Genomic DNA, 24,074 nt, shown 5'->3' on the forward strand with positions numbered 1-24,074 from the left:
AACGGACACGCCCGGGCCATCGGGTAGGCGGGAACCGTCGATGGCGTCATCGGGGTTCCGGCCCCGATCTGGCAGCGTGCAGCCGGGGGACTTGCAGCTGGGCCCATGGGCTGAACAGATACGGCAGGCGGCCGACTGCGGCTACCAGGTCCGCCCATTCCGCCCAGCGCCATTCGCAAACCTCGCCGGGCTCTGGACGCGGGTCTGAATCCACGACGGCGGTCCACACCGGGCAGAACTCGTTTTCCACGATCCCGCTCGCGTCGACGGCCCGGTACCGGAAGTCCGGGATCACCGCGCGCGGCTCGGTGACGGTGAGGCCGAGCTCCTGTCGTCCCCGTCGTGTGACGGCATCCGCCATCGGCTCGCCGGGGCCCGGGTGACCGCAGAACGAGTTGGTCCACACACCCGGCCAGGTCTTCTTGCCGAGTGCCCTGCGGGTCAGCAGCACCCGGCCATCAGACGCGAAGACATAGCAGGAGAACGCCAGATGCAGCGGCGTGTCCGCGGTGTGCACGCTCGCCTTGGGCGCCACGCCTTTCTCGGACAGCTGTTCGTCGAGCAGGACGACCATCTCCGCGTTCGGGTGGTCATCGGCGGAAATGCTGCCCATCACGAGGCCCGCGCCGAGCCGTCCAGGCCGGCATAGACGGTCACCACGGGATCCGCGGGTTGTTTGTAACTCACCCAGCTGAGCCTGCGTCCGCCGGCCAGGTCGGCGCCGGAGATCGCGGTCGCGAGCGCGCCGAACGGCTCTGGTGCGATGCCCGACATTTCCAGCAGATCCACGACTCGCGTGCTGGCTTCGGCGTCGTCGCTGATGTTCGGGTCTAGCGGACAGTACAACGTGACCGAAGCAGGCTCCCGATGGTTTCCGAGGAACGACAGGCACGTCATCGGAGCCTTCACCAAGCGGTCGACGGGCGCGCCGTAGAGACGATCGAGGATTTTGGCGAACAGATCCGGCTGATGGTCCTGCGCCAGCCGCGCGACCCGCTCGACCTGCTCCGCCCCGCAGCCGCTGTGCCGAAGATAGATCTTCACCCTGGCCTCGGGCGAGTCACCGAGATCCAGCGCGAACAACGCGATCTCCTGCTCCAGCGAGCCAAGTCCATCCCTCAGATGCTCTGCGACGAACGCCCATTGCGCGGACAGTCCCAGACGGCTCATCGCCTCCCCGATGACCTGGTGTGGCCGCGGCTCGCCGACGGCAGGGTTCACATACACCTTGAACAGCGGAGTTCCGCCAACCCTCAACGCCGCAGAGCACAGCATCGAGAACGAACCGGCTGACGGCGACCCAGGGAAGAGATCCGCGACGAGGTGGAACCGGCTTACGTCGATGCCCAGGATCTTGTTCAATCGCTCCACGAAGCGATGCCCTGCCTCATGGGCCTGCCGGGTGTCCAGGGGCTCGAACAGCAGCCGCACTTCCGCTCCTGACCGGGCCATCGCGCACGACAACTCCACCGGCGAGCCATCGTTCGCGGCAAACGAGTGATACCCGTCGAACCGCTCCACCGGCTCATCCGCCCACGCTCCCAACAGCGAACCCACGAGATCGATCTGATGCCCAGCGGGCTCGCCTGTCCCTGAAATGGTCCTGCTCGCAAGCTTAAGATGCCTCGTAGCAACGTCTCGGTATGTTGTCAGCGAACGATCAATGGCAACATTTGCCCAGGTTCTTTCGCGGCCTGTTGTCACTCGCCTGGCCTCCATGATCGGACAGCAAATCGCGGTGCAGCATGACAATTCCCAGTTGACGTCTTCAAGTCCCCGGGCCCAGGTCGGTCCAACGAGTCAGGACATCTGCACCTTTGTGCTCCCCGTCTGCGCCGGCCATCCGGGTAAGCGGTACCAGGCGATCAGCCAGAACCGGCGTGTTGCGCCTACAAATCGGCTGGCAACCGACCTATATGTCGACGTCGTGATTTTCGCGCGTCCACCGACGGGCCTGTCGTTGTGGAAGCCTGGCAAGAACTGCGCGTGCTCACACTTCATGCCAATGCCTCTGGACCACCGAAGACGATGACGTTTCGCTGTGCGCCCTGCGGAGGTGAGCAAGCTCATCGTCTCATCGCAGTACCGCATTGCCCGCTACGATTTAACGGACCGGACGTGGAGGCTTGCTCGTACTTGGGGCCGATGGGCTACAGGTAGCCACAGTCCACCGCCGGCAGCGGTGCATGCGTCACGCCGCGCCGACATGCCGCCGACACCACACAAACGGCCGAACATCGACGTGAGTAAGAACGAATCTCGTCGCCATGTCGTTTACGGCATCCGCACGACATTGCTCGGGAGATTACGACATCAGGCGTGAGACCCTACAAGCTTGTCCTACTACCTCTCCGGCTTCCTTTCCGTCTTCCTCTCCGGGGACCGGCTAGAGAAGAAGGGGCAGGGGAGGTGCTTGTCGCAGCACCGGTACGTCGACACCCCTTCCTCTGCGCCCCCCAACTTCCCAGCGGGGCCGTCCATCTCCGGTGGTGTGGGCGCGGACTGTCCGGGCAGGGCAAGGACACCGGCCGCGGCAAGCCGCCGCACCGACGGCAGTTCCGACGCCCTCGAGTCGGTCTCAGGGTCGGCGTTGCCCTGCCCGGCCCGCGTTGCGGTGTCGGTGGACGTGTTCAGCAGCCGCAGCCGTTGCTGGGAGAGTCGCACCGCCATGCGCCGCTCGGTCGCCCCCGCGGTCAGGCCGGCGCCCCACCGCTGCAGCAAGCCCCAGAACGATCAGCACCTGCCGCCCTCGAGGTGCGACTGGAGTCGTGCCAGGGGCGGGAAGGTCACCTCGGCAACGGGGTCGCCGGCCATCCATCCTCTCGAAGGTGCATAGTTGTCTGCCTGTTCAGGAACTGTGACGTTGCGACATTCGTATGATCTACGCACCGAGCCACCCGCCCGGGAACATGCGACGAATTTTATCTTCGCGACCACGTCTTTGTCGAACGCATGCACCTTGCCAGGGATTATCTCGCAAGTGAGCAGCGCGCAAGATTAAGACAGCGCGCAGATCCACCATTTGAAACAGGTCAACATGACTAGCGTCACATCCCTGCTGGCGCGGGTCTTTCGGATGATCCATGCCACGCTTACCGAGCGTTCGCGTGAAAGCTATCCAGCTGTGTGCGCTGTCGGCCCGGAGATCTCCCCGCCATTCCAGATTCGCGGCGAAGAGTCTCTAAAGGAAGGAACGAATGGCCATTGACAGGTGTACGACCTGGCTTTGGGCTCGGTTCATCGAGACCGGCAGCCTCACGACGACCTTGCCTCTTGCGGACGATCAACCGAACGTTCTCACGGGCTTGACCATGTCACGAGACTCGATACCGCAGGCTGGCGTGTGGCACATGAGCCCGGTGCGCGGCCGAGGCCGGCGAAGGAAGTCATTTCAGACGGATGGCTGCCGGAGATTCTTGTCAGAAAGGACAAAGTGCGATGAGTGAGGCGAAAACCTACGGCCCCCGCTTGTACCGCAACACCGAGAAGATGATGGCCTACAGCCTGCCGAACTGGACGGCGGCTGAAGACGCCGGTCTGATCGCTCTGCACGCCACAAGCAGCCCCGATGGGTCGCTCGTAGAGCGGTCAAGTGGTCGCCAGTTCATTAATATGAGCTCGTATTCCTACCTGGGTCTCAATCGCCATCCGGCGGTGATTCAGGGTGCGATCGATGCTCTGCGCGAGGAACAGATCATTGAGCTTGGCATCGCACCGACGCGCATTCAGTCGTCGCTGATGTATGACGTCCAGGAGCGGTTCTCGACGTTGTTCGACGCTCAGTGCTTCGTGGCGATCTCCTGTTCTGTGGCCACGGCGGCGCTGCTACCACTGGTCACCTCGGGGGCGCTGATCGACGGCAAACCGAGAGTCACCGTCTTCGACAAGCGGGCCCACTTCTGCATGGACCTGATGAAGCCGGTCTGTGCCGATGAGGCGCCAGTGCTCATCAGCCCGCACAACGACATGAACTACCTCGAAGACCTGTGCAAGAAGCATCCGCGGGTGGCGTACATCGCCGATGGAGCGTATTCCACCGGCGGCATGGCCGACATGGATGCCCTTCTCGAGTTGCAGGACCGCTATGGGCTGTTCCTGTGGCTGGATGACTCTCACGCCATGTCGGTCATGGGCACCAAGGGCGAGGGCTTCGTGCGCTCACGCGTGGGTGAACTCAATCCGCTGACCCTCATTACCGGCTCGCTGGTCAAAGGCTTCGGGTGCACCGGCGGGATCGTTATGACCGGTCGCCAGGACATCGGGCGCATCGTCAACACGATGGCCGGCCCCATGTGCTGGTCGCAGACGATGAGCACAGCCAACCTCGGCAGTATCCGGGCCTGTATCGGCATCCATGAAGGCCCTGAGCTGGCCGTGCTCCAAGGGAAGCTGCGGGAGAACCTCGCCTACTTCGACCAACGCGTTCCCACCGCCCAGGCCGGCAGTCAGATGCCGGTTCGCATGCTGGTGGTGGGAGACCCGGCTCTTTCCGTCGGCCTGTCCAACACACTGCTGGACGAAGGTTTCTACGTCGCGCCGGTGTATTTCCCGACCACCGCCCGGGGCAAGGAAGGACTGCGAGTCATGATCCGGGCTGACGTGGGCCGGCCGGACCTGGAGCGGTTGTGCGACCTTCTCGACAAGGACGTGGTGCCCCATGTCTGACACTTCGTTACTCGATGCTCCGTTGTGCCGGAGTCTGTTGGTCACCTCCGCGCTGCGTGTGGACCGATTCCGCAAGGGCCGGGCCAGTGGAGCCGACGTCAACCTCATCGACCTCGAAGACGCGGTCCCGACCAACGAAAAGGCACGGGCTCGGCGGGCATACCTTCAGCTGACCAGCGAGGATCTGCCTGAGGTCTTGGGGGTAAGGATCAACAGCCTCATGACCCGGGACGGACTGGAAGATCTGCTGGCGGTCTGTGACGCAGAGATCGAGCCGGTGGTCATCCACATTCCCAAAGCCGAGACTGCTGAGCAAATCGAGTTGGCCGATCGGATCCTCACTGCCGCAGGCCGCGCCTCGACGGTGTGGGCGGTGATCGAGACGTCCAACGGGGTGGCCAACGCGAGGGCAATCGTCTCCTCGAGTCCGCGACTGAGTGGGCTGGTGTTCGGCCTGGCCGATTACGCCGCTGAGATCGGCGCATCCCTGGCGTGGGAGAGCGTGCTCTTTGCAAGGTCACAGGTGGTCATGGCCGCCCGTGCCGCCGGGATCCAGGTCATGGACGCTCCCACGTTCGATCTCGACGACGTCGGACTGTTGCGCACCGAGGCACGCCGGTCGGTGGACATGGGCTACACCGGCAAAGTCGCCGTTCACCCACGGCAAGTGCCGATCATCAATGAGATCTACAGCCCCACGGCAGAAGCGGTCACGTGGGCTCAGCAGGTGGTGAAGAAATTCGACGCCTCCTCGAAGGGCATCCATACCGTGGATGGGTTGATGGTGGGGCCGCCGTTCCTCAAGAGGGCCCAGGCGATTCTCGAACTCCAGGGGATGATGTGAAATCCGTACCGTTCTTTGAAGATCTGGGTGGCGGGCGCTACCGCGAAAACAAGGGCTTGTTCTACGAGCAGTTCGACGTCGGGGACATCATCGAACACCGGCCGGGCCGGACGATCACCGAGACCGACAACGTGTGGCAGTCCCTGATCTCGCTCAACAATCATCCCCTGCACATCGACCACGAATACGCCCGCCACACCGAGTTCGGTAAACCCTTGGTTTCGAGTCTGGTGACGCTGTCCATCGTCGGGGGGATGTGCACCAACGGCACCAGCGCCAAGGCGATCGCCAACCTCGGCTGGGAAAGCATTCGCTTGCCCAACCCGGTCTTCGTCGGCGACACCTTGTATGCCGAGACGACCGTGGTGGCCAAGCGGCGGTCGAAATCGCGCCCCGAAGCCGGGATCGTGACCTTCGAGTCCAGGGGACTCAAGCCTGACGGCACCCTGGTGATGATCTTCACCCGGTCCGCGCTCATCCCGCTCAGCGAGGCCGCCACCCGCGATGCCTCGATCACCTGATCCGGCGATGAGTTCCACTTCCCCCAGCGCGCCCCAGCATGGTAGTCCAGCTACCGGCGACGGTGCGGTTGTACGCGATGACATGACCGCACCCCGACAGCAGCGCCAGACGTGGCTCATGCTCGTGGCGCTGCTGACCGCGATGATCGTCCTACCGATCTCGCAGACCTCACTCCTGCCACTGCTGCCGTCTCTGGCCCGGGACTTCGGGGTTTCAGCGGCCGACATCAACTGGCTGATGATCGCCAACCTTGTGGCATCGGCAGTACTCACACCCCTGCTCGGGCGCCTCGGTGACCTCTACGGGCACAAGCGTCTCCTGCTGCTGGCGCTGCTGGGGCCTGTGGCCGGATCCCTATTGGCGGCGCTGACACATTCCTTCGCCCTGCTCGTGCTTGCCCGCGTCCTGCAGGGGGCGACCGCCGGGGTATTCCCGCTGGCGGTGGGCATCATCCGCACTCACCTCCCTCAGCCCGCCCGGGGCATGGCCTTGATCAGCACGAGCATGGGCGTCGGTAGCGGGCTTGGCGTTCTGGCCGGCAGTGTGCTCATGACCGGGTGGGGGTATCAGGCGATCTTCTGGCTGCTGTTCGCCCTCAGCCTGGCGGCACTCCTCGCAGTGGCAAGGGTCGTTCCGACGGACCGCGTGGCCGGCCACGTCCGCGGCGTCGACCTCCTTGGTGCCCTCACGCTGGTCAGCTGGCTGTGTGCACTGCTGACCGCGATCAGCAAGGGCAACACCTGGGGCTGGAGCGATACCCGCATCCTCGGGCTGATGCTCCTCACCGCCATTGGCCTGGGAGCGTGGATTACCGTCGAGCGCCGCGTGCGCCACCCCTTGGTCGACCTGACCATGCTCACCCGGCGCACGGTCGCCCTTACCGGTATCGCCGCAACCCTGACCGGATTTGGCATGTATGGCTCTTTGATCATGGTAAGCGAGTTCGTCCAGACACCCCGAGAGGCCGGATTCGGCTTCTCCGCCAGTGTGCTGGGTGCCGGTCTGATGCTGTTGCCCAGCTCCTTGGGCAACCTGGCCGCCGCCCCACTCGGCCTGAAGATCGGACCGCGCCGGTGCCTGATCATGGGCGGTGTGGTGAGCGCCGTCGCCATGCTGCTCGTGATCACGGGTCACGACTACAGCATCGCCATCTATCTGGCCAGCGCCTTCATCGGTCTCGGCACAGGCCTGGCCTTCAGCGCCATGCCCACCTGCATCAACATGGCAGTACCAGCCGACCAGACCGGAATCGCCAACAGTATGAACGTCGTCTTCCGCACCATAGGCTCAGCGACAGCCAGCGCCGTCATGGGAGCCATCCTCGTCAGCAGCCACACCCTGCACGTCATTCCGACCTTGGGCGCCTACCAGGCCGCTTTTCTCCTCACCACTCTCGGATTCCTCGCCGCCGGCCTGATTCCTCTGGCCATTACGGGCTCTACGCCACCAAACTGGGAGGGTGTCGTCGGCCGCTCGGATTCATAGGGTTCGGCCGATTCCCGCCCGCGGCTCTATGGGATTGGTGCCGGTGTTGGGCGTGTGACACCTACGAGGTTGCGGCCCGGAGGATCGATCCGGACGGGCAGGCCGAAGTCTGGAGCGTTGATCATGGCGGTGGGCGAGATGGCGATGCCGACGTGCGTGACGGTTCTCCGGCGGAGAGGTCGAAGGTCTCGGCGATCTCGTCGATGGCCTGTGGCGCTTGGCGCAGCAGCACTTGGGTGGCCGCGTTGGCCACGATGGCTTTGCCCAGGTCGCTGCCGAGCACGTCGGCGGTGTCCTGGGTGGCCACGGTGAGTCCGCACCAGTGTTTGCGGGCGGCTTTGGCCATGCGGAACAGGAAGCGTGCGCCGTCGGGTAGCTGCATGAGCAGCCATGCCTCGTCGACCACGACCAGCCGCCAGATCGGCGGCCACCGTGTCGCCGTGGTCGCCGGTGGTGGCGAGGATGTCGCGCAGGTCGCGAAGCAGCGGAGCAGGGCGGGTCCAGGTGCGGACGTCGCCGGTGATGCCCGCGCCGGCGTAGGTGGCGGTGATCGCGGTGTCGAGGACGGCACGTTCAGCGGCGGTGATCTCCGTGCCGAAGAGCACGGCCAGGACGGTGTGAAGGAACAGAGCGCGCCGCTTCAGGGCGTCCTGCGGTGCGGTGCGCCGTCCGTGTGCGTCGGTGTGCACGGGCAGGTCGAACGGGTTCAGCCGGACCTCGCCCGCGCCGAGGTGGACGTAGGTGCCACCGACCTGGGAGGCCAGCCGCGCGTACTCGTCCTCGGGTCCAGGCGCACGACCCGGCGCTGCCACAGCGCGAATCCGACGTAGCCGAGCGCGGCGGCGGACAGCGAAAGCCACGTCCACAACGGCCATCCGGCGGCCTGTCCCTCGTTGAGTGGAAGGACCAGCAGCGCTGACGCGGCGGCGACGAACACGGCTCCGACGACGTCCACGCGCAGTTTCCGGACGCCGACGCCGCGGGGCACCAGCCGCCAGGCGAACACCAATGCCGCGAGACCGACCGGGACGTTGACCAGGAACACCAGGCGCCAGCCGAGACCGAACAGGTTCCAGTCGACCAGCGCGCCACCCAGTACCGGGCCCAGGACACCGCCGAGTCCCAGCACTGGCCCGAAGATCGCCAGGGCCTTGGTGAGATCGCGGGGAGCCAGGTTGTCGCGCAGGATGCCGAGGCCCTGCGGCAGCATCATCGCCCCCGCCACGCCCTGGACCAGCCGGACGGTGATCAGCGTTTCGATGCTCGGCGCGATCGCGCACGGGCGCCGCAGGCCGTCGCGTCGTGAGGTCGCTCCCGCACGGCCCAGACTGGACCGGCGCCGATCCCGGAACCCCTTGTCGTGGACGCCTGTCCACACGTCGTCGCGGGTAGTGGAGATCTTTGCTGCATTTGACGGTGCGGGACAACAGGTTCGAAATAGCTTGCCTTATCCGGAATGAGTCGGCCCCGGCGGATATGACTTCGGGTAGGTTGACCGAGACCTCCAGTCCGTTTACGAAACGGCGTTAAACGGCCCGGTCACCCTCGTGTGTCCGGTGTTCACCTGACATGGCATCCCGCCCGATCGCCATCAGTTCTGACCAGAACACTCTTGGCACGTGAGTCTCCTCCGAGGCCGTGGCGGTTCGCTTCGGCGTACCCAGCGTCGAATGACGGCGTCGGGAGCCGGCCCGCTGCCACTCCGGCTTGACCGCAACCCGGAGTGGCAGGAGTGCTGGTGGTTTACGAGATTGACCGCGGACGACCCCACCCAAACGCGACGATGTAGGTGAATGGCCGCTCAGCTGTTGGCCGAGATGCGTCGAAGGTTGTCGCGGATGGTGGATGCGGTCACTTCTTCGGCGGCCGTGCAGTCGAGGTGGTCGAGGTGTTGCAGGGCTTGCGTCCAATGTTGGCGCGCCAACTCGGGGTGGTCGAGTGCGTGGTGGGCGTGTGCCAGGCCGTCGAGGGCGCGGACTTCGTCGGTGGGCTGGTGCAGTTCGCGGGCGATGTTCAGCGCTGTTCGGTGGTGAAGGGCCGCTTGGTGGGGGTCACCGGTGGAGTGGGCGGTGCGGCCGAGGCCATAGAGTGCCTCGAAGTGGATGTTGCGGTCGCCGACGGCCTGGGCGATGGCCATTGCCTGCTGGTACGAGACCTCCGCTTTCCGGTATTGCGCTTGGCGTCGTTGAAGGCCGCCGAGGTGGCTCAACAGGCTGGCTTCGGCCGCCTGGTTGTCGGTGGCTCGCGCGAGCGACAACGCGTGCTCGTAGTGTTCGGCCGCGTGCTCGTGGTGGCCGAGCATCAGATGGCTGTGGCCGAGTCCGCGCAGGCCTTTGAGCTGCCCGGCTGTGTGGCCGGCTTTGCCTGCGATGTCGACGACTTGCCGGTATCGCTCACGAGCGGTTTCGAACTCGCCACGGAGTTGGCTGAGCAGGCCGAGTCCGTACCACGCTTCGACCGTGGCCGCGGAGTGGCCACGGTCGGCGGCGTGCTTGAGCGCGTCGGTGAAGCCGGTCTCCGCTTTGTCGTGATGGCCCTGCATGAGGTGGCTGTCCGCGAGCCCGATCAAGATGCTCACCTCGAGGGGGCGACGGCCCGTGTCGCGGGCAAGGGTGAGTGCTTTCTCATAGCCGGCTTCCGCTTTCGCGTATGCGCTTTGGGCACGGTGAATTTCACCCACGCCGTACCAGCCGCTTGCTTCGGCGGAGTGGTGTTTTCCTGTTCGGGCGCCGTCGATCGCGCGGGCGAAGAGGGAGAAGGCTTCGTCGTAGTGACCGAGCTGCCCTACCGCGGTCGCGTAGGCGTTCAGTGCGTGAATTTCGCCTTGGGGATCGCCTGCTTCGACGGCGAGTTCGAGCGCGCGGGAGTGCAGGTTCGCCGCTTCGGTGTTGCGAGACTGGGTGTGCAAGTGGTGGTTGAGCGTGGTGCTCAGGGCCTGGGCATAGCCGGGTAGGTCATGGGGGAGCAGGGCCAGGAGGTTCGGCAGTTCGGTGTTCAGCCAGGTTCTGGCTTTGGTGGGGTCGTCGAATGCCGGCGGTACGGGAAGCCGCGGCCGGTCGGTGTCATCGTGCGGGTAGCTCAAAGCTGTCGCGGAGCGGGCAACCCGGAGGTAGTGGCCGGCCAGCCTGGTGAGACTTTCTCGGCGTTCGGTCTCGGAGTCCTCGTCCCGGGTGAGCCTGGCCGCGTAGATCCGGAACAGGTCGTGAAAGTGGTATCGCCCTGGCGTCCTGCATTCGAGCAGGTGCTCGAGGCTCAGTTCGTTGAGCGCGTCGGCCGCGACGTCGGCGTCGATGTCCGCGAGCGCCGCCGCGTCGGCCGAGGTGAAGTCCGCGCCTGGATGCAGGGAGAGCAGCCGGAAGATCCGTTGCAGCGCGGCGGGCAGGTTGTCCTTCGACGCGGTGAACGCGGGCCGGACGCCTTCGTCCCGCTCGAAGGAGCGCAGCCGGGCGACGTGGTCGGCGAGCGACCAGTTCGCCTTGCGCCGGAGATGGGCGGCGGTGAGGGCGAGGTCCAGGGGGAGACGCCCGCACAGCTCGGCGATGTCGGTGGCTGCCGCGGGCTCGGCATGGACGCGGCTTCTCCCGAGCACTCGCTCAAGGTGCTGCATCGCCTCGGTCCTGGTGAAGACATGCAGCGGTACTGTGGGCAGGCCACGGAATCGGCGTCGGCTGGTGATCAGCGTGAGACAGGACTCGTTCTCCGGTAACAACGGCGCTATCTGCTCTTCGTCGAGGGCATTGTCCAGCAGCAGCAACGCGTCTTTGCCCGCGATGAGCCGGCGGAACGCCTTGGCCCGGCCTGCGAGGTCCAGCCGCTGGACCTGTGCGCCCGGCACGCCGAGCACCCGCAGGAACGCGTCGAGCACAGCCGCCGGATCCGCAGGCTGTGCCCCGGTGGTGTAACCGCGGAGGTCGACGACCAGTTGTAACGCCGTGTATCGCCCTTGCCGCAGCAGCACGTGGCCTGCTCTGAGGGCGAGCTGGGTCTTACCCGCGCCGGGCATGCCGGTGATCACCCGGTATCCGCCTGCCGCCGCAGTCGTCAGCCGGCTGAGTTCGATGTCCCGGCCGACGAAATCGGGCGAATCAAGGGGAAGCCGGGTAGCGACTTCGACAATGGATGCCGCGCTCATCCGCCCGGCGATCACCGCGCACGCATGCCGCCATTCGACCGCCCCCGTCTGGTCGACGCCGAGTGCCCGGACGATATCGACGACAAGCTCGGCATCCAGTCTGCGATGCCCCGGTTTGAAGTACCCGTGCACCGTCCCGAGCCCGGGACTTTCGGGAATTCCTCGGGCGGCCCGCGCACGTACGATCGCCGATCGGATATCCCGATAGGGCGGGCTGCCCGCCCACTCGCGTAACGCGCGCAGACTCGCACTGAGATCGTCGGCGGCCCGTAGGCCATCCGGACGCGGCCGTTCCCCCATTTGTTCCTCCCCGGCCGATCTTAGCGCCGGTGTTCGGATTTGTTCAGGGTTGCCGACACCGGCACCCGATCGGCGGCAAGGTCGATCACGCATGACGGGAACTCGAGTACACACTGAAGGGGCGGACATGAGGCTATTCAAGGTTTTGAGCATGGCAACGGCGTTGGCGGCACTGGTCGTCGCCGGGCCGTCCGTCGCATCGGCGGAAGCGGACAGCGCGATAGGGATTCAGTCCACGCAGTGCTGGGTCAGCAACGTCGGGCGGAATGCGGATCCCCAGCCGATCGGGCCGCCGAAGTGGCCTTTCGATCCCACCAACGCGGTATTGCTGCACTCCTGCCTTTACAGCGACGGGGTCAAGATGTGGGCGAAGTCCAGCCTGATCGGCCGTGCGAACATGGCGATGTACGGGTATGTGCAAGTATCGCTCCAGCGGTGCTCCGACGGCGCGCGGCTCACTACCGGGCGGACCAACTGGGACGGCCACAATCACATCGACCGCGGCACGCAGTCCTCCGGTAAGACGTACTTCACCAACGTCTGGACGGCCAAAGTCAACCGCGTCGCCGGGATGCGTGTCCGGCTGATGATGCGGATCGGGGGACGGGTCTATTCTCCCGCGTACCCGCTGCTCTACTGGGCTCTCGCCTCCGACGGACCGGATGGGGTGACGCCGCCGAATGAGAATTGGTACGCGCCGTCGAACAGCAACCCTCAACCACAGAAATGTGTAACCCTCTGACGGTCTGCGACTGAGGCCCGAGCGGTCCTCGGCCGAGTCGGCCTGGGGGGCGTGGTCCGGGATTGTTCCAGGACCGTTCCCCAGGCCGCTCGCCGAACCCGCCAATGCGCCGTCATGCGCGCCAAAACATCCCCGCCGCGTGCCCGGTCGATGCGAATACCCGACGTCGACGACACGACGTCGGCTTCGATCAAGGTCCGGGCCGAGTCTGCGATTTCGAGGTGTGACGCGAAGCTCCACCGCCTTGCTTACTGACCGAATGGACGGTAAATAATGATGGCCTCAGTAAAAGCGGGACCTGTTCGGATGTCAAGAGGAGAGCCATGTCCGAGGTGTTCGTGGTCGACGGAGTCCGAACGGCGCAGGGCCGGTACGGGGGAGCATTGGCCGGAGTCCGGCCCGACGATCTCGCCGGTCTGGTCGTGCGGCACGCCCTCGCGCGGGCGGGCGTCGCCGGGGAGTCGGTCGACGAGGTGATCCTCGGCGCGGCGAACCAGGCAGGCGAGGACAACCGCAACGTCGCGCGCATGGCTGTGTTGCTGGCGGGACTGCCCGACGAGGTGCCCGGTTACACCGTGAACCGTTTGTGTGCCAGCGGATTGACCGCGGTCGCGTCCGCGGCGCAGGCGATCCGGGCCGGGGAAGCCGACGTCGTGGTCGCCGGCGGGGTCGAGTCGATGACCCGCTCGCCCTGGGTGATGGCCAAGCCGGGGACGCCGTGGGCGCGGCCGGGCGAGGTGTCCGACACGTCGCTGGGCTGGCGCTTCACCAACCCGGAATTCGCTGCACACGACGACGCCGTAGCGCCGGATGCTGGTCCCGACGTGCGCAAGGTGGCGTTGTCGATGGGGGAGACCGCCGAAGAGGTCGCGCTTCTGGATGGTCTGACTCGTCAGGAGTGTGACGAGTTCGCGCTGCGCAGCCATCAGCGGGCGCTCGCCGCGATCGACGCAGGCCGGTTCGAGCCTGAGATCGTGCCCGTCCCGGTGAAGGACGGCGAGTTCACAGTGGACGAAGGCCCGCGCCGCGGCACGACCCTGGAGAAACTCGGCAAGCTGCGGACGGTGTTCCGCAAGGACGGGATCGTCACCGCCGGCTCCTCGTCGCCGCTGTCCGACGGCGCCGCCGCGCTGGTCCTCGCGAGTGAAGGCGCGGTTCGCAGGCACGGCCTCACGCCGCGGGCCCGGGTCATCGCCGGTGCGAATGCGGGCGTCGCCCCGCACGTGATGGGGCTGGGACCGGTCCCGGCGACGGAGAAGCTGCTCGGCCGCACTGGGTTGACGGTCGACGACATCGACGCGGTCGAGCTGAACGAGGCATTCGCCGCACAGAGCCTCGCCGTGATGCGCCGACTGAAGCTGGACGAGGCCAAGGTCAATTCCGACGGCGGTGCGATCGCCCTCGGTCACCCGCTGGGCTGTTCTGGCGCTCGGTTGATGGTCACGCTGCTGGGGCGCCTCGAGCGCGAAGCGGGCCGCCGCGGCCTCGCGACCCTATGCGTCGGAGTCGGCCAAGGCGTCGCCCTGCTGGTGGAGCGCGTATGAACACGCTGCTGGTCGAGAAACGCGACGACGGGGTCGTCGTCACCTTGAATCGCCCGACCGCGCGTAATGCGATCAACGCCGCGGTCGACGGCTACGCGCTCGGCAACCCGGAAGACGACTTGGCCCAGGCCGTGCTGTTCGAATCCGACGACGAACGGGGCCGGATGACCCGGTTCCTGGAACGGAACAAACCGTGAACACGCCACGGCAGGTCCCCAGCACGGTCGGGGTGATCGGCGGTGGCCGGATGGGCGCCGGTATCGCCCAGGTCTTCGCCGCTCGCGGCGCTCGCGTGGCGGTCGTCGAGAGCGGCGCCGATGCCGCCGACGCGGCACGTGCGCGACTGGCCGACGGGCTGGCCAAGGCCGCCAGGCTCGGGAAGCTCACCATCGACCCCGCCGTCGTGCTCGACCGGTTGGTCGTCGTCGACGACATCGAGCAACTCCCCGCGAATGCGGACCTCGTCGTCGAGGCTGTACCCGAGCGCGCCGACCTCAAGATCGACGTCCTGACGAAGGTCGAAGCCGTAGTCGATGACCGCGCGGTACTGGCGAGCAACACCAGCTCGCTGTCGATCGCCGAACTCGGTGCGGCGTTGCGCCTCCCTGCCCGGTTCGTGGGAATGCATTTCTTCAACCCGGTCCCGGCGGCGAAGCTGGTCGAGGTGGTCCACGCGCCCGCCACCGCGGACGGGGTGGTGCACCGGGTGAGTGAGTGGGTACGGGGCCTGGGCAAGACCGATGTCGTCGTGCGCGACTCGCCCGGCTTCGCCACCAGCCGGCTCGGCGTGCTGCTGGGCCTGGAGGCGATCCGGATGCTCGAAGAGGGCGTCGCGGACGCGGAGGCCATCGACAGCGCGATGGAGCTGGGCTACCGGCACCCGATGGGCCCGCTGCGCTCGACGGACCTGGTCGGCTTGGACGTGCGGCTGGCGATCGCCGAGTACCTGCACAAGACGCTGGGCGAGCGGTTCGCGCCGCCGAAGCTCCTGCGCGACAAGGTGACGGCGGGGGAGCTGGGCCGCAAGACCGGTCGCGGCTTCCACACCTGGGAGTAGGTCCAGGCCGCCGGTCGGTGATGTCGCCGCTGAGGAGAATCGGCGCCAGTGGCGAGGAGTCCGAACAGCTCGTGAGGTGGTTCTTCGATCTTCACTGGTAACGCAGAAGAAGGTGACGGCGTTCGTGGTCCGGTGCCTGGCGAAGGGATGTCCGCTCGGCCGGCCCATCGTGCATGGGGATGGGGACATGTACCGCCATGGGTCTCGACTTTGTTCCGCTGATCACCTGAATATCAGTGGATGGGTGGAGGATTCTGGCGGGATCTCGGCGCGCTGGGCAGGTCGGTGGGGCTGGCGGGGCCGGTGAAAAGGGTCTGTCGTCGTGCGGCCGAGTATGTCGCGGTGTACGGGGACGTGGTTGCCCCGATCGTCGATTCGGCGCTGAACGACCCTGGCCTGCGTGAGCACGTCGACCGGTCGCTTTGCGCGGCGGGCACCAAGATCAGTTTTCTGATCGAGGGCTATGCGGCGGTGGCCGGGGTGCCGTTCAGGGCGGATCTGGCGGTGCTCGGAGGCGCGGTCGCGCGCTTGTACGACGACCTGTTCGACGAGTACGGATCCGAGGATCTCGCCGGAAGATTGTCCGCACTCTTCGAAGGCGGTTCGTTTGCGCCGCGGAACGACGTGGAGCGGCTCTTGGGCGAACTCTATCGTGAGGTGGAACGGCGTCTCGATCGTGGCCGGGACGATCCGATCTTCACCGCGTTGACAGCCGTGCATGAGTATCAGACGCGATCTCGTATTCAGCGCGATCCGGAGATCTCGGCGGTGACCTTGATGGAGCTCACCAAGGCCAAGGGAGGGGCTGCGGTCGTCGTGCTGTTCGCGTTGATGCGGCCGGCGATGAGCGACGGTGAAGTGACGCTGATCCGCGAGATCGGTGGAGTTCTGCAACTGCTCGACGACTACCAGGACGTGGTGCTCGACCGGCAGGCGGGGATCGAGACCGCCGCTGTCCGCGGCGAGGTGACATTGAGTGATATCTGTCGGCGATTTCGGGTGATGAAACGGCCGCTCGTCGAGCATTATGGGCGGATTCGACCCTTTTCCGCAGTGCTGTACGCCATTCTGTGGATAGCCTTTCTTCGATTGCACTGGCCAGGATTTGGGGTCGGGCGACCGCCCGCGTCCACGCCCTTCGGCGTGCTGATGCGGCCGGGCGATAACCTGATACAAAAGGCAGGGCAGCGGCGTCGCAGGGATTGATCAGCGGTTGACGGTCGAGGACGGTGGGAATGGTGACGACTGGCGCGCCGTTCGAACCGGACCTGCTCCGCCCCGATCTTCCGATTCCGCTGCCACCGCCCAGCTGGGGGAGTGTCGCTCTTTCGCGGGGGCTGACGATGCTTCGGGAGCCGGCGTTCGCGCGGGCGCATCGAGTGACCCTCTGGCTCGCGACCGTGGCGGTCGCGCTGGTGGCATTGGGCCAATTCGTGGTCGTCGGTGCCTTTCGCGAGTCGTTCACGGTGGGGGGCGTCGTGCTCGCGGTGTACACGACATTACGGGCGATGGTGCTGGTCGCGGGCGAACGACGCCAGTACGCGTTCGAGCCGGTATGGCTGGCCGAGCGGTCGGAGTCGTTGCGGGAGGGCCTGTTCGAGGTGATGCGCCTCGCCGTGGACAGACAGGTCTGCGACCTCACGAAGCCCGAAGACGTGCGGGAATTGCTGCGGCGCTTCGACGATGACGCCCGGGTCCGGCTGGACTTCGTCTATCCGGTGGCCTGTTGGGAACGCGTGTACCGGCGGCTCGGCGACCTGGAGTTCCAGCATACGTTGAGGCCGGGGGCGCCTGCCCGGGTGCGGTTCCCCCAGGCGCGGTACGGCCTGCAACCACCCGGGCGCCGGACGTATTGGCTGCTGGGCACTCCTGTGGTGATCAGTGTCGCCGCGCCAGCCGGTCACGGAGCAGCGCGTGCCGGAACTGGTAGTACGGACCGACCTGGCGCAGCACACCCAGACGGCGCGCGTCGTCCAGGAACGTCATGAGCCGCAGCGGTGTGACGCCCCGCAACGCCAGCCAGGCCCGCGTGGTGGTGGAGCGTCCCGACGCGCTGGTGGACTGAACGATCAACGCCAGGCCGAACGCGCCGAGTAGCGCGCCGACCGCCGCACCCAGCAGACCGACCAGGACCGGATTGTCGATCCTGATCCCCAGTCCGCGGGTGGCCGCGCCGACCACCCCGCCCATGAACGCGCCGACCAGAGCACCGACCAGCCCGCCGAGACCGGCGGCGTACAGGACGGCGAATCGGTCGCTTCGCATCACGCTGGCGGGGGTGACCGCCTCGCGTGGCTCGGTCGGTTCGGTGAATCTGCGGACCACACCGAACGCGACGCCGAAGACCAGGCCGATCGCGATGCCGAAGCCTCCGCCGTAGAGGATGCCCACCACCAGTCCGCCGACCACGGCGCCGATCAGGCCGAATCCCAGGTCTCTGGTGAGCTCGCTGCGGCGCAGCACACGCGGTACGAACCGGCGCGGTGCCTCGGTCGGGACGAAGCCGAGCGCGAGACCGCCGGTGAGGCCGACCGCGAGACCGAGCAGAGCACCGAAGACGGGGCGGCCGAACAAACCGAACATCAGCCAGCCCAGCAAGGTGCACGCCGATCCGCCGATGAGCATGCCGGTGCCGATGAACACCGCCTTCGGGACCGTGCGGTACAACCGCCACCAAGCGATGTCGCCTTCGGTCATCCGGGCGAGAGCGGCGAGCCAACGCTCGGCCTTCGCCGGATCCCACCGCCGGGACGGACGGGTCGTACTGGCGAGAGGGGACGGAGGCCGGTAGGCGAACACCTGCACGGCGAAGGCGTCAAGCAGATGTTCTTCGACTCGCCGGGCGTCGGGAAGGTCCAGCAATTCCGCCGGAGTGGTGCCGGGATCCGCGTAGGCCGAGCGCGCGAGATAGAGCATCAGCGGGGTGCGCAGTGCCTCGGCGACCGGTCCGCCGTCCTCCTCGGTGAGCCGGGCCAGGACCGGATCCCAACGATCGAGTCTCGCACTCGGAGCGACGTCGAGAAGTACTCCGCCGCGGTGTCCGCCGTCAGCGGCAACAGCTTCACCACCAAGGCGTCGCGGACGATCCCGGTTTCTTCGAACTCGGCGGTGCGGCTCGTCAAAACCAGTGGTTCGCCGCTGCGGCGATCGAGCCCGATGGCCCGCAACGCCACCGCCCGGCGATCCTCGGCCATCTCGTCGAGCCCGTCCAGCACCGGCAGGATCCGGTGCTGCGCGAGGAGATCCCGGACAGCGGTGGCACCGAATCGCGCCTCGTTGCCGAGGAACGGATAGAACTCGAGAACGCTGCGGATGAGCCAGGCGTGGAAGTCCTCCGACGGATTCCAGGACGAGATCTGCAACAACACCGGAGTCCGCGGCGGTGAGGGGCGACGCAGCAACTCCAGCGTCAACAGCACGTTCAGGCCGGTCTTGCCCGAACCGGGTTCTCCGATCACCACGAGCCGTCGAGGGGCATCGGCGTACGAGCTGACGAGCTCCGCCAGATCACCGGTCGCTGAGCCGCTTTTCGTTTCCCAGCGCAGCGACAGGCCATCCGCCTCGTCGAGGAGCCTGCGGCCTGCTTCGGCTTCCCACTGGGTGCGCACCTCCCACGCCAGCGCTTCGGCGGCCCGGTCCAGTTGCTCCGACGTGCTCGACTCGTCCTGCGCGGATCGCCAGCGCAGAGCGGTCACGAGCTGCGCCAAAGCCGCGCCGCCCGAGATTATGGTCAGCAAGGTCGTCGCCGTCGCGGCTCCGTAGCGGCCCCACATGACCGCGAGACCCATCGCCAGCACCGCCCACAGGGCCACCCGCCCCAAAACCGCCCGTCGAGACACCGGCACCCTCCTCGGATCGTGGACCAAGTAGCCATCTTGTCACGCTGCGTGGGACGAGGTGGGCGACATTTCGGCGCGCGACGAAGGAGAACACCAATGGCCGCCTTCCCACCGGGGCGGTTCGCCCAATTCCGTCGTGAGTCCGCCAACCCGCGGACCGCGCTGGAGTTCAGCCTGAGCGAGCCCGGCCAGGCCAGGGCGGGACTGGAGATCGCGGTCAGCCTGTGGAACTACTGGACACTCTCGGGTTCGTTCAGCTCGACGAGGGCAGCACACTCACCACTGAGTGCGCCATCGCGTGGGCCCGGACCACCGGTACCAGCCAGGCCAGGTCGCTCCGGGGCCGGCGGGACGACGGCTCTCGGTTCGGGGTTGTCAGGCACGCGCGTGCCGTGGCGGTGTGGGGGCGCCGGCGTGCTGGGTGTCGAGCATGAGGCGGACGGTGGCCTCGTTTCCGTCATCGCCGGTGTCGCTGGTCAGCCACACGTCACGGGGGCCGCTGGTGTAGCTGCTGCGGTCGTCCGGGGTGATCACCCGCACGCTGTGCAGCAGCCAGCGTCCACCGGAGGTCAGTCGCAGCCGGATGTGGTCCGGTGCGGCGAACTCGGGTGGGACGCGAACGAAGTGCCGTTCAGTGCGGCCTCGCTCGAAATGATCGTGATTGGCCTGGCCGAGCACCTGCTCTACTGAGCACACACCTTCCGCGTCGCACAGCCGTAGACGGACCTCACCGGCGGTGCCCGCGTGGTCGGCGTCGCCGGTGCTGATATCCAGGAAAAACCACAGTTCACCTGCCGTGGAGCGCATCGGCGGACCTCCTGTCACGCGCCCCGGCGGGGCTGTCGCACGTCACATCGTGATGACGGCGCCGCCGAGGCGGCAAGACCAGTCCCTCGGAAGGGCGATCCTTCTCGTTCACCAGGTGTTCTGGTTTGTCCACATCGGACGTCGGCGTGGACGTCCGATGTGGACCTCGTGAGCCTGCGCTTGCGGCGGCAGCGCGTCTTGCTTACGTTCAAGTGTTCGCAGCGCGACTTCGAGGAGCCAGGTGACCAAGTCCGATTCCGAAGTGCCGGCATCCTGACCTCTTGGACAAGACACAAAGGAAAATGGGCAACAATACAGTCAAGATCGGCACTCACGACTTCATCGTGTAGGTGTGAACCAGACGCAGGACCGTGACCTGATCGCCATCATCGGCATTGGATGCCGTTATCCCGGCGGAGTCAGATCGGCCGAGGACCTCTGGAATGTCGTACGGAGTGGCGCCGACGTCCTCACCGGATTCCCGGCGGACCGGGGCTGGCGTCTCGATCGTCCAGGTAGAGGCGGTTTCGTCGATGACGCCGACCGGTTCGACGCCGCCTTCTTCGGGATCAGTCCGCGGGAAGCCCGCGCCATGGACCCGCAGCAGCGGCTGTTGCTGGAAACGAGCTGGGAGGCGTTGGAACACGCCGGCGTCGCCGCGTCGAGCCTGCGCGGCGCCGACTGCGGGATGTTCATCGGTGCGACGGCACAGGACTACGGACCTCGGATGCACGAGGCCGCGGGGGAAGGCGACGGGCATCTGCTGACCGGCTCCTCGGTGGCCGTCGCCTCGGGCAGGCTCGCCTACTTCTACGGCACATCCGGGCCCGCGATCACCGTCGACACCGCCCAATCCTCGTCGTTGGTGGCCCTCCACCTGGCCTGCCAGGCATTACGAGCGGGGGAGTGCTCGACCGCGTTGGCCGGTGGCGTCGCGGTGCTGAGCACCCCGGGGATGTTCGTCGAGTTCGCCAAGAAGCGGGCGCTCGCAGCGGACGGGCGCTGCAAGGCCTTCTCCTCCGCGGCCGACGGGACGGCGTGGGCCGAGGGCGCGGGAGTCCTCGTTCTGCGGCGTTGGCCGGACGCGGTGCGGGACGGGCAGCGGATTCTGGCGGTGGTCCGCGCCTCCGCGGTCAACCAGGACGGCGCTAGCAACGGCTTGCTGTCCCCGAGCACCGAGGCACAGACGCGGCTGATCGATCGCGTGCTCTCGGCGGCGAGGCTGGACGCGGCCGACGTCGACCTGGTCGAGGCGCATGGCACCGGTACCCGCGTCGGTGACCTTGCCGAGGCACGCGCGCTCGCCGCCACCTACGGGCGGAACCGGCGCGTGGGCAGGCCGGTGCGGGTCGGGTCGGTGAAGTCCAACATCGGCCACGCTCAGGCGGCGTCGGGGGTCGCGGGAGTGATCAAGGTGATCATGGCGATGCGGCACGCCACGATGCCCGCCACACTCCACGTCGACGAACCCTGTGACGGTGTGGACTGGTCGGACCGTACGATGCGGCTGCTCACCGAAGGGCAGCGTTGGCCGTCCCCGGACCGGCCCCGGCTGGCCGCGGTCTCTTCGTTCGGGATGAGCGGCACCAACGCGCACGTGATCCTGGAACAGGGCACGGTCGAAGAACATCCCGTGGCTGATCCCGCATCGGCCCGCACCCTGCCGTGGCTTCTGTCGGCGAACGACGACAAGGGCTTACGGGCACTGGCGGGCAGGATGGCGACTTTCGCCGACAACCGCCCCGAGGCCGCTCCCGACGCGGTGGCGTGCTCGCTCGCGCACGATCGTGCCGTTCTGCGAGAGCGCGCGGTGATCGTCGCGAACGACCACGCCGGCTTTCGCGACGGGCTTGGGGCGCTCGCGCAGGGGCGACCGGCGAAGAACGTCATCCGGGGGACCGCTCTCGACGGCCGGGATGACCCCGTGTTCCTCTTTCCTGGGCAGGGGACATCGTGGGAGGGCATGGCCGCCGAGTTGTTGCGGACCTCGCCGGTCTTCCGGGACAAGATCGAGGCGTGTGAACGCGTTTTGGCCTCTCACGTCGACTGGTCGCTGACCGCGGTGCTGCGGGACGGCCCCTTGCCGGAGCAGGCCGACGTCGTCCAACCCGTGCTGTTCGCGGTCATGGTCTCGCTCGCCGAGCTGTGGCGGTCCTTCGGTGTGACGCCGAAAGCGGTGATCGGTCAGGCCGAAGGCGAGATCGCTGCCGCGCACGTCTCGGGGGCGCTGACTCTCGAGGACGCGATCGCCGTCGTGGCGCTGCGCGGAAAGGCGCTGGCCGGGCTCGCCCACGTCCGGCCCTTTCGGACCGGCACGGTCTTCTACTCGGCTTTGGACGGACGGGCGGTCGATACCGATCGGCTCGGCGCGACGTACTGGCACCGCAACCTGGGCGAGCCGGTCAGGTTCGACGAGGCGGTGCGGGCGGCCCACGCCGCCGGGCACCGGGGATTCATCGAGGTCAGTGCGCACCCCGTCCTCACAGAGATCATCGAGGGAATCCTGGAATCAGTGGAAGATGACGCGGTGTGGGTTCGTGGCACCCTCCGTCGCGGCGACGGCGGCATGCCGGACGTGCTGGCCGGTGTCGCCGAGGCATATGTGCGCGGATGCCCCGTCACTTGGGGCCCGGTGCTCGGCGACGCGCCTCGGCGCTACTACGATCTGCCCACGTACCCGTTCCAGGGTGAGCGGTACTGGCTGCCGGCGAGCACCGACAAAGCCCGAGCGCGCCAGACTCGCAGGGCGCGGAAGAGACGGGATCACAACGCTCTCGACCTGGTTCGCGAACACGTGCGGGCGGTGCTCGGGTACGAGGACTCGCGTACCGTCCACCCGAGCCGGAACTTCCGCGACCTTGGCGTCGATTCCCTGCTCGGGATCGAACTGTGCGAACGCTTGCGCGCTGCGACAGGTCTGCCGTTGCCACTTTCGCTCGTCTTCGATCACGCGACTCCCGGGGCGCTGGCCCGCTGGCTTCAGGCCGAGATGGCCGGTGCCTCCGCAGAAGCGGAGCAGACCACGCGGGCGAGTACCGCGGCCACGGACACTCGCTGACACCGCCGGACTTCGTTCATCCGCGGCGTTTGGGGGTGCATTTCCCGCCGCCGAGGCAGAGCCCGAGGTAGGGTAAGCGAGATTCCGGCCGAGTCGTAGGCGGCCTTGGTCAGGCCCGAGCAGTCGATCCGCTGTCGTCGTTCCGTGGGCCGTCGCCACCCCAGACGTACGGCAGTCCGCGTTGCCCGCATGCGTAGTTGATCGCGGTCATCGCGGTGGCGGTGGGTGTTGTCGCAGTCCCCGGTCCCGGCCATCGCGGGCGCGGCTGGTAGCGCATTCCGGGCACCCACGGCTGTAGGCTCCGAGAATTCGTGAGTACTGGCTTCGCTCCTATCAGCGGGTCCGATGTCTGTTCTGGATGATTCGAGCACCGGCGGGTCATGAGATCTTGAGTAGTCGATCGCGGTTCGTGTGGAGGCGCGGGCCGGGGTCCGAGTTCGTGGGGCACATGCTTTACGAAAGGATTGCATGACCGGACTCCTTCGGTGGTGATCCTGTGGAACTCCGCACAGGTCCAGCGTGGCGACCAAAGAATTACCGGTAGTGACTGTGTTCGTTGAGCAGGCGAAGTATGTGTTCGGTCACTCATACTCTTTGTTGTCCATCGAGGGCAATTTACGTGGACGTAATTCCCCGGTTCGCGCGCGACGGGTGAGCAGAAGTCGTAGTGTTGTGCACGTATGGTGCCCGCCGCCGGGGCAGGCGGCGGCGATTCGGTCCGACTTGTTGCCCGAAGGTCTCCAGTGTGCCCACCTTGTCGCCCGCGTGCACGATCATCGGCCCAGGAGCCGATGAAGATTTCGTCGAGTCTGTGCGGGTGTGCTCAAGCCCGGGACGAACGATGGACGTGAAAGGAAGCCGGAACGTGGGCCAGAACGTCATCATGGTCACCCAGACGCCTGGGCATGGTTACCGGCACATCGGTGACGCGGTGGCCGGTGCGCCCGAGGGTGCCTTGATCGTGGTCGCGCCCGGTCGATACAGCGAAAATCTCGTGTTGTCCAGACCGGTGACCATCACGGCCGAATAGGGCACCGGCACGGTGACCGTCCTGAGTGGTTCCGGTGTGGCGGTTTCGG

18 protein-coding genes and 2 pseudogenes are annotated in these 24,074 nt (G+C 66.6%); 12 read left to right on the top strand and 8 right to left on the bottom strand.

What is annotated here, in order from left to right; translation table 11 throughout:
* Window positions 1-46: 46 nt before the first annotated feature.
* A complete protein-coding gene (idi, locus tag SD37_RS43665; protein ID WP_044851047.1) occupies window positions 47-613 on the bottom strand; it encodes an isopentenyl-diphosphate Delta-isomerase in 567 nt (188 codons plus the stop codon).
* Window positions 613-1,557 carry a tryptophan dimethylallyltransferase family protein gene (locus tag SD37_RS10600; protein ID WP_044851048.1) on the bottom strand — a complete coding sequence of 315 codons (945 nt, stop codon included), beginning with the start codon at window positions 1,555-1,557 and terminating at the stop codon, window positions 613-615. Before SD37_RS10600 ends, idi begins: the two co-directional genes overlap by 1 nt.
* A gap of 1,881 nt (window positions 1,558-3,438) precedes the next feature.
* Here SD37_RS10600 and SD37_RS10610 point away from each other — a divergent pair.
* The 4 genes from SD37_RS10610 (at window position 3,439) to SD37_RS10625 (ending at window position 7,516) form a co-directional block, all read left to right on the top strand.
* The gene (locus tag SD37_RS10610; RefSeq protein WP_044851050.1) at window positions 3,439-4,665 is read left to right on the top strand and encodes an aminotransferase class I/II-fold pyridoxal phosphate-dependent enzyme; all 1,227 of its coding nucleotides are present in this window, start codon (window positions 3,439-3,441) and stop codon (window positions 4,663-4,665) included.
* A gap of 37 nt (window positions 4,666-4,702) precedes the next feature.
* Window positions 4,703-5,509: an HpcH/HpaI aldolase/citrate lyase family protein gene (locus tag SD37_RS10615; protein WP_167369628.1), complete on the top strand. Its 807-nt coding sequence runs from the start codon at window positions 4,703-4,705 to the stop codon at window positions 5,507-5,509.
* Window positions 5,506-6,030: a MaoC family dehydratase gene (locus SD37_RS10620; RefSeq protein ID WP_044851052.1), complete on the top strand. Its 525-nt coding sequence runs from the start codon at window positions 5,506-5,508 to the stop codon at window positions 6,028-6,030. The genes SD37_RS10615 and SD37_RS10620 overlap by 4 nt, the downstream gene beginning before the upstream one ends.
* A gap of 118 nt (window positions 6,031-6,148) precedes the next feature.
* Window positions 6,149-7,516 carry an MFS transporter gene (locus tag SD37_RS10625; protein ID WP_167369629.1) on the top strand — a complete coding sequence of 456 codons (1,368 nt, stop codon included), beginning with the start codon at window positions 6,149-6,151 and terminating at the stop codon, window positions 7,514-7,516.
* Window positions 7,517-7,679: 163 nt separating this feature from the next.
* Here the strand turns inward: SD37_RS10625 and SD37_RS41900 are convergent.
* From SD37_RS41900 to SD37_RS10640, 3 genes and pseudogenes are all read right to left on the bottom strand, one after another.
* Window positions 7,680-8,301, bottom strand: a pseudogene (locus SD37_RS41900) (TraG/VirB4 family ATPase); the annotation flags it as partial.
* On the bottom strand, window positions 8,223-8,894 hold the full coding sequence (locus SD37_RS10635) for an MFS transporter (protein WP_044851055.1): 672 nt from the start codon (window positions 8,892-8,894) through the stop codon (window positions 8,223-8,225). The pseudogene SD37_RS41900 and the gene SD37_RS10635, both read right to left, overlap by 79 nt.
* A 423-nt stretch (window positions 8,895-9,317) precedes the next feature.
* Window positions 9,318-11,948 carry a tetratricopeptide repeat protein gene (locus SD37_RS10640; RefSeq protein ID WP_167369630.1) on the bottom strand — a complete coding sequence of 877 codons (2,631 nt, stop codon included), beginning with the start codon at window positions 11,946-11,948 and terminating at the stop codon, window positions 9,318-9,320.
* Between the two features lie 127 nt (window positions 11,949-12,075).
* Here SD37_RS10640 and SD37_RS10645 point away from each other — a divergent pair, with 127 nt between their 5' ends.
* The 6 genes from SD37_RS10645 (at window position 12,076) to SD37_RS42565 (ending at window position 17,279) form a co-directional block, all read left to right on the top strand.
* Window positions 12,076-12,690, top strand: coding sequence for a hypothetical protein (locus SD37_RS10645; protein WP_145926589.1), 615 nt, complete (start codon window positions 12,076-12,078; stop codon window positions 12,688-12,690).
* A gap of 323 nt (window positions 12,691-13,013) precedes the next feature.
* Entirely contained in the window at window positions 13,014-14,234 is a 1,221-nt protein-coding gene (locus tag SD37_RS10650) for a thiolase family protein (RefSeq protein ID WP_044851057.1), read from the top strand.
* Window positions 14,231-14,431, top strand: coding sequence for a hypothetical protein (locus tag SD37_RS43450; RefSeq protein WP_044851058.1), 201 nt, complete (start codon window positions 14,231-14,233; stop codon window positions 14,429-14,431). Before SD37_RS10650 ends, SD37_RS43450 begins: the two co-directional genes overlap by 4 nt.
* Window positions 14,428-15,291, top strand: coding sequence for a 3-hydroxyacyl-CoA dehydrogenase family protein (locus SD37_RS10660; RefSeq protein WP_145926590.1), 864 nt, complete (start codon window positions 14,428-14,430; stop codon window positions 15,289-15,291). Before SD37_RS43450 ends, SD37_RS10660 begins: the two co-directional genes overlap by 4 nt.
* A 240-nt stretch (window positions 15,292-15,531) precedes the next feature.
* Window positions 15,532-16,497 carry a class 1 isoprenoid biosynthesis enzyme gene (locus SD37_RS10665; RefSeq protein WP_145926591.1) on the top strand — a complete coding sequence of 322 codons (966 nt, stop codon included), beginning with the start codon at window positions 15,532-15,534 and terminating at the stop codon, window positions 16,495-16,497.
* A 29-nt stretch (window positions 16,498-16,526) separates the two neighbouring features.
* Window positions 16,527-17,279, top strand: a complete 753-nt coding sequence (locus SD37_RS42565; RefSeq protein WP_145926592.1) for a hypothetical protein — start codon at window positions 16,527-16,529, stop codon at window positions 17,277-17,279.
* Here SD37_RS42565 and SD37_RS43060 read toward each other — a convergent pair.
* The 3 genes from SD37_RS43060 to SD37_RS10685 form a co-directional block, all read right to left on the bottom strand.
* Window positions 17,170-18,207, bottom strand: a complete 1,038-nt coding sequence (locus SD37_RS43060; RefSeq protein WP_044851062.1) for a hypothetical protein — start codon at window positions 18,205-18,207, stop codon at window positions 17,170-17,172. The genes SD37_RS42565 and SD37_RS43060 overlap by 110 nt on opposite strands.
* Window positions 18,207-19,130, bottom strand: a complete 924-nt coding sequence (locus tag SD37_RS10680; RefSeq protein ID WP_145926593.1) for an NACHT domain-containing protein — start codon at window positions 19,128-19,130, stop codon at window positions 18,207-18,209. The genes SD37_RS43060 and SD37_RS10680 overlap by 1 nt, the downstream gene beginning before the upstream one ends.
* A gap of 375 nt (window positions 19,131-19,505) precedes the next feature.
* On the bottom strand, window positions 19,506-19,937 hold the full coding sequence (locus SD37_RS10685) for a PLAT/LH2 domain-containing protein (protein WP_044851064.1): 432 nt from the start codon (window positions 19,935-19,937) through the stop codon (window positions 19,506-19,508).
* Between the two features lie 379 nt (window positions 19,938-20,316).
* Between SD37_RS10685 and SD37_RS10690 the strand changes: the two are divergent.
* Window positions 20,317-22,995, top strand: a pseudogene (locus SD37_RS10690) (type I polyketide synthase); the annotation flags it as partial.
* A gap of 865 nt (window positions 22,996-23,860) precedes the next feature.
* A complete protein-coding gene (locus tag SD37_RS43455; protein ID WP_167369595.1) occupies window positions 23,861-24,025 on the top strand; it encodes a hypothetical protein in 165 nt (54 codons plus the stop codon).
* Window positions 24,026-24,074 lie beyond the last annotated feature (49 nt).

This window comes from Amycolatopsis orientalis, assembly GCF_000943515.2.
In the GTDB taxonomy this organism is placed as follows: Bacteria; Actinomycetota; Actinomycetes; order Mycobacteriales; family Pseudonocardiaceae; genus Amycolatopsis; species Amycolatopsis orientalis.

Coding starts and splice junctions, on each gene's coding strand:
- idi (WP_044851047.1), bottom strand. CDS start 613: ATGGGCAGCATTTCCGCCGATGACCACCCGAACGCGGAGATGGTCGTC.
- SD37_RS10610 (WP_044851050.1), top strand. CDS start 3,439: ATGAGTGAGGCGAAAACCTACGGCCCCCGCTTGTACCGCAACACCGAG.
- SD37_RS10625 (WP_167369629.1), top strand. CDS start 6,149: ATGCTCGTGGCGCTGCTGACCGCGATGATCGTCCTACCGATCTCGCAG.
- SD37_RS10640 (WP_167369630.1), bottom strand. CDS start 11,948: ATGGGGGAACGGCCGCGTCCGGATGGCCTACGGGCCGCCGACGATCTC.
- SD37_RS10645 (WP_145926589.1), top strand. CDS start 12,076: ATGAGGCTATTCAAGGTTTTGAGCATGGCAACGGCGTTGGCGGCACTG.
- SD37_RS10650 (WP_044851057.1), top strand. CDS start 13,014: ATGTCCGAGGTGTTCGTGGTCGACGGAGTCCGAACGGCGCAGGGCCGG.
- SD37_RS43450 (WP_044851058.1), top strand. CDS start 14,231: ATGAACACGCTGCTGGTCGAGAAACGCGACGACGGGGTCGTCGTCACC.
- SD37_RS10665 (WP_145926591.1), top strand. CDS start 15,532: ATGGGTGGAGGATTCTGGCGGGATCTCGGCGCGCTGGGCAGGTCGGTG.
- SD37_RS42565 (WP_145926592.1), top strand. CDS start 16,527: ATGGTGACGACTGGCGCGCCGTTCGAACCGGACCTGCTCCGCCCCGAT.
- SD37_RS43060 (WP_044851062.1), bottom strand. CDS start 18,207: ATGCTCTATCTCGCGCGCTCGGCCTACGCGGATCCCGGCACCACTCCG.
- SD37_RS10685 (WP_044851064.1), bottom strand. CDS start 19,937: ATGCGCTCCACGGCAGGTGAACTGTGGTTTTTCCTGGATATCAGCACC.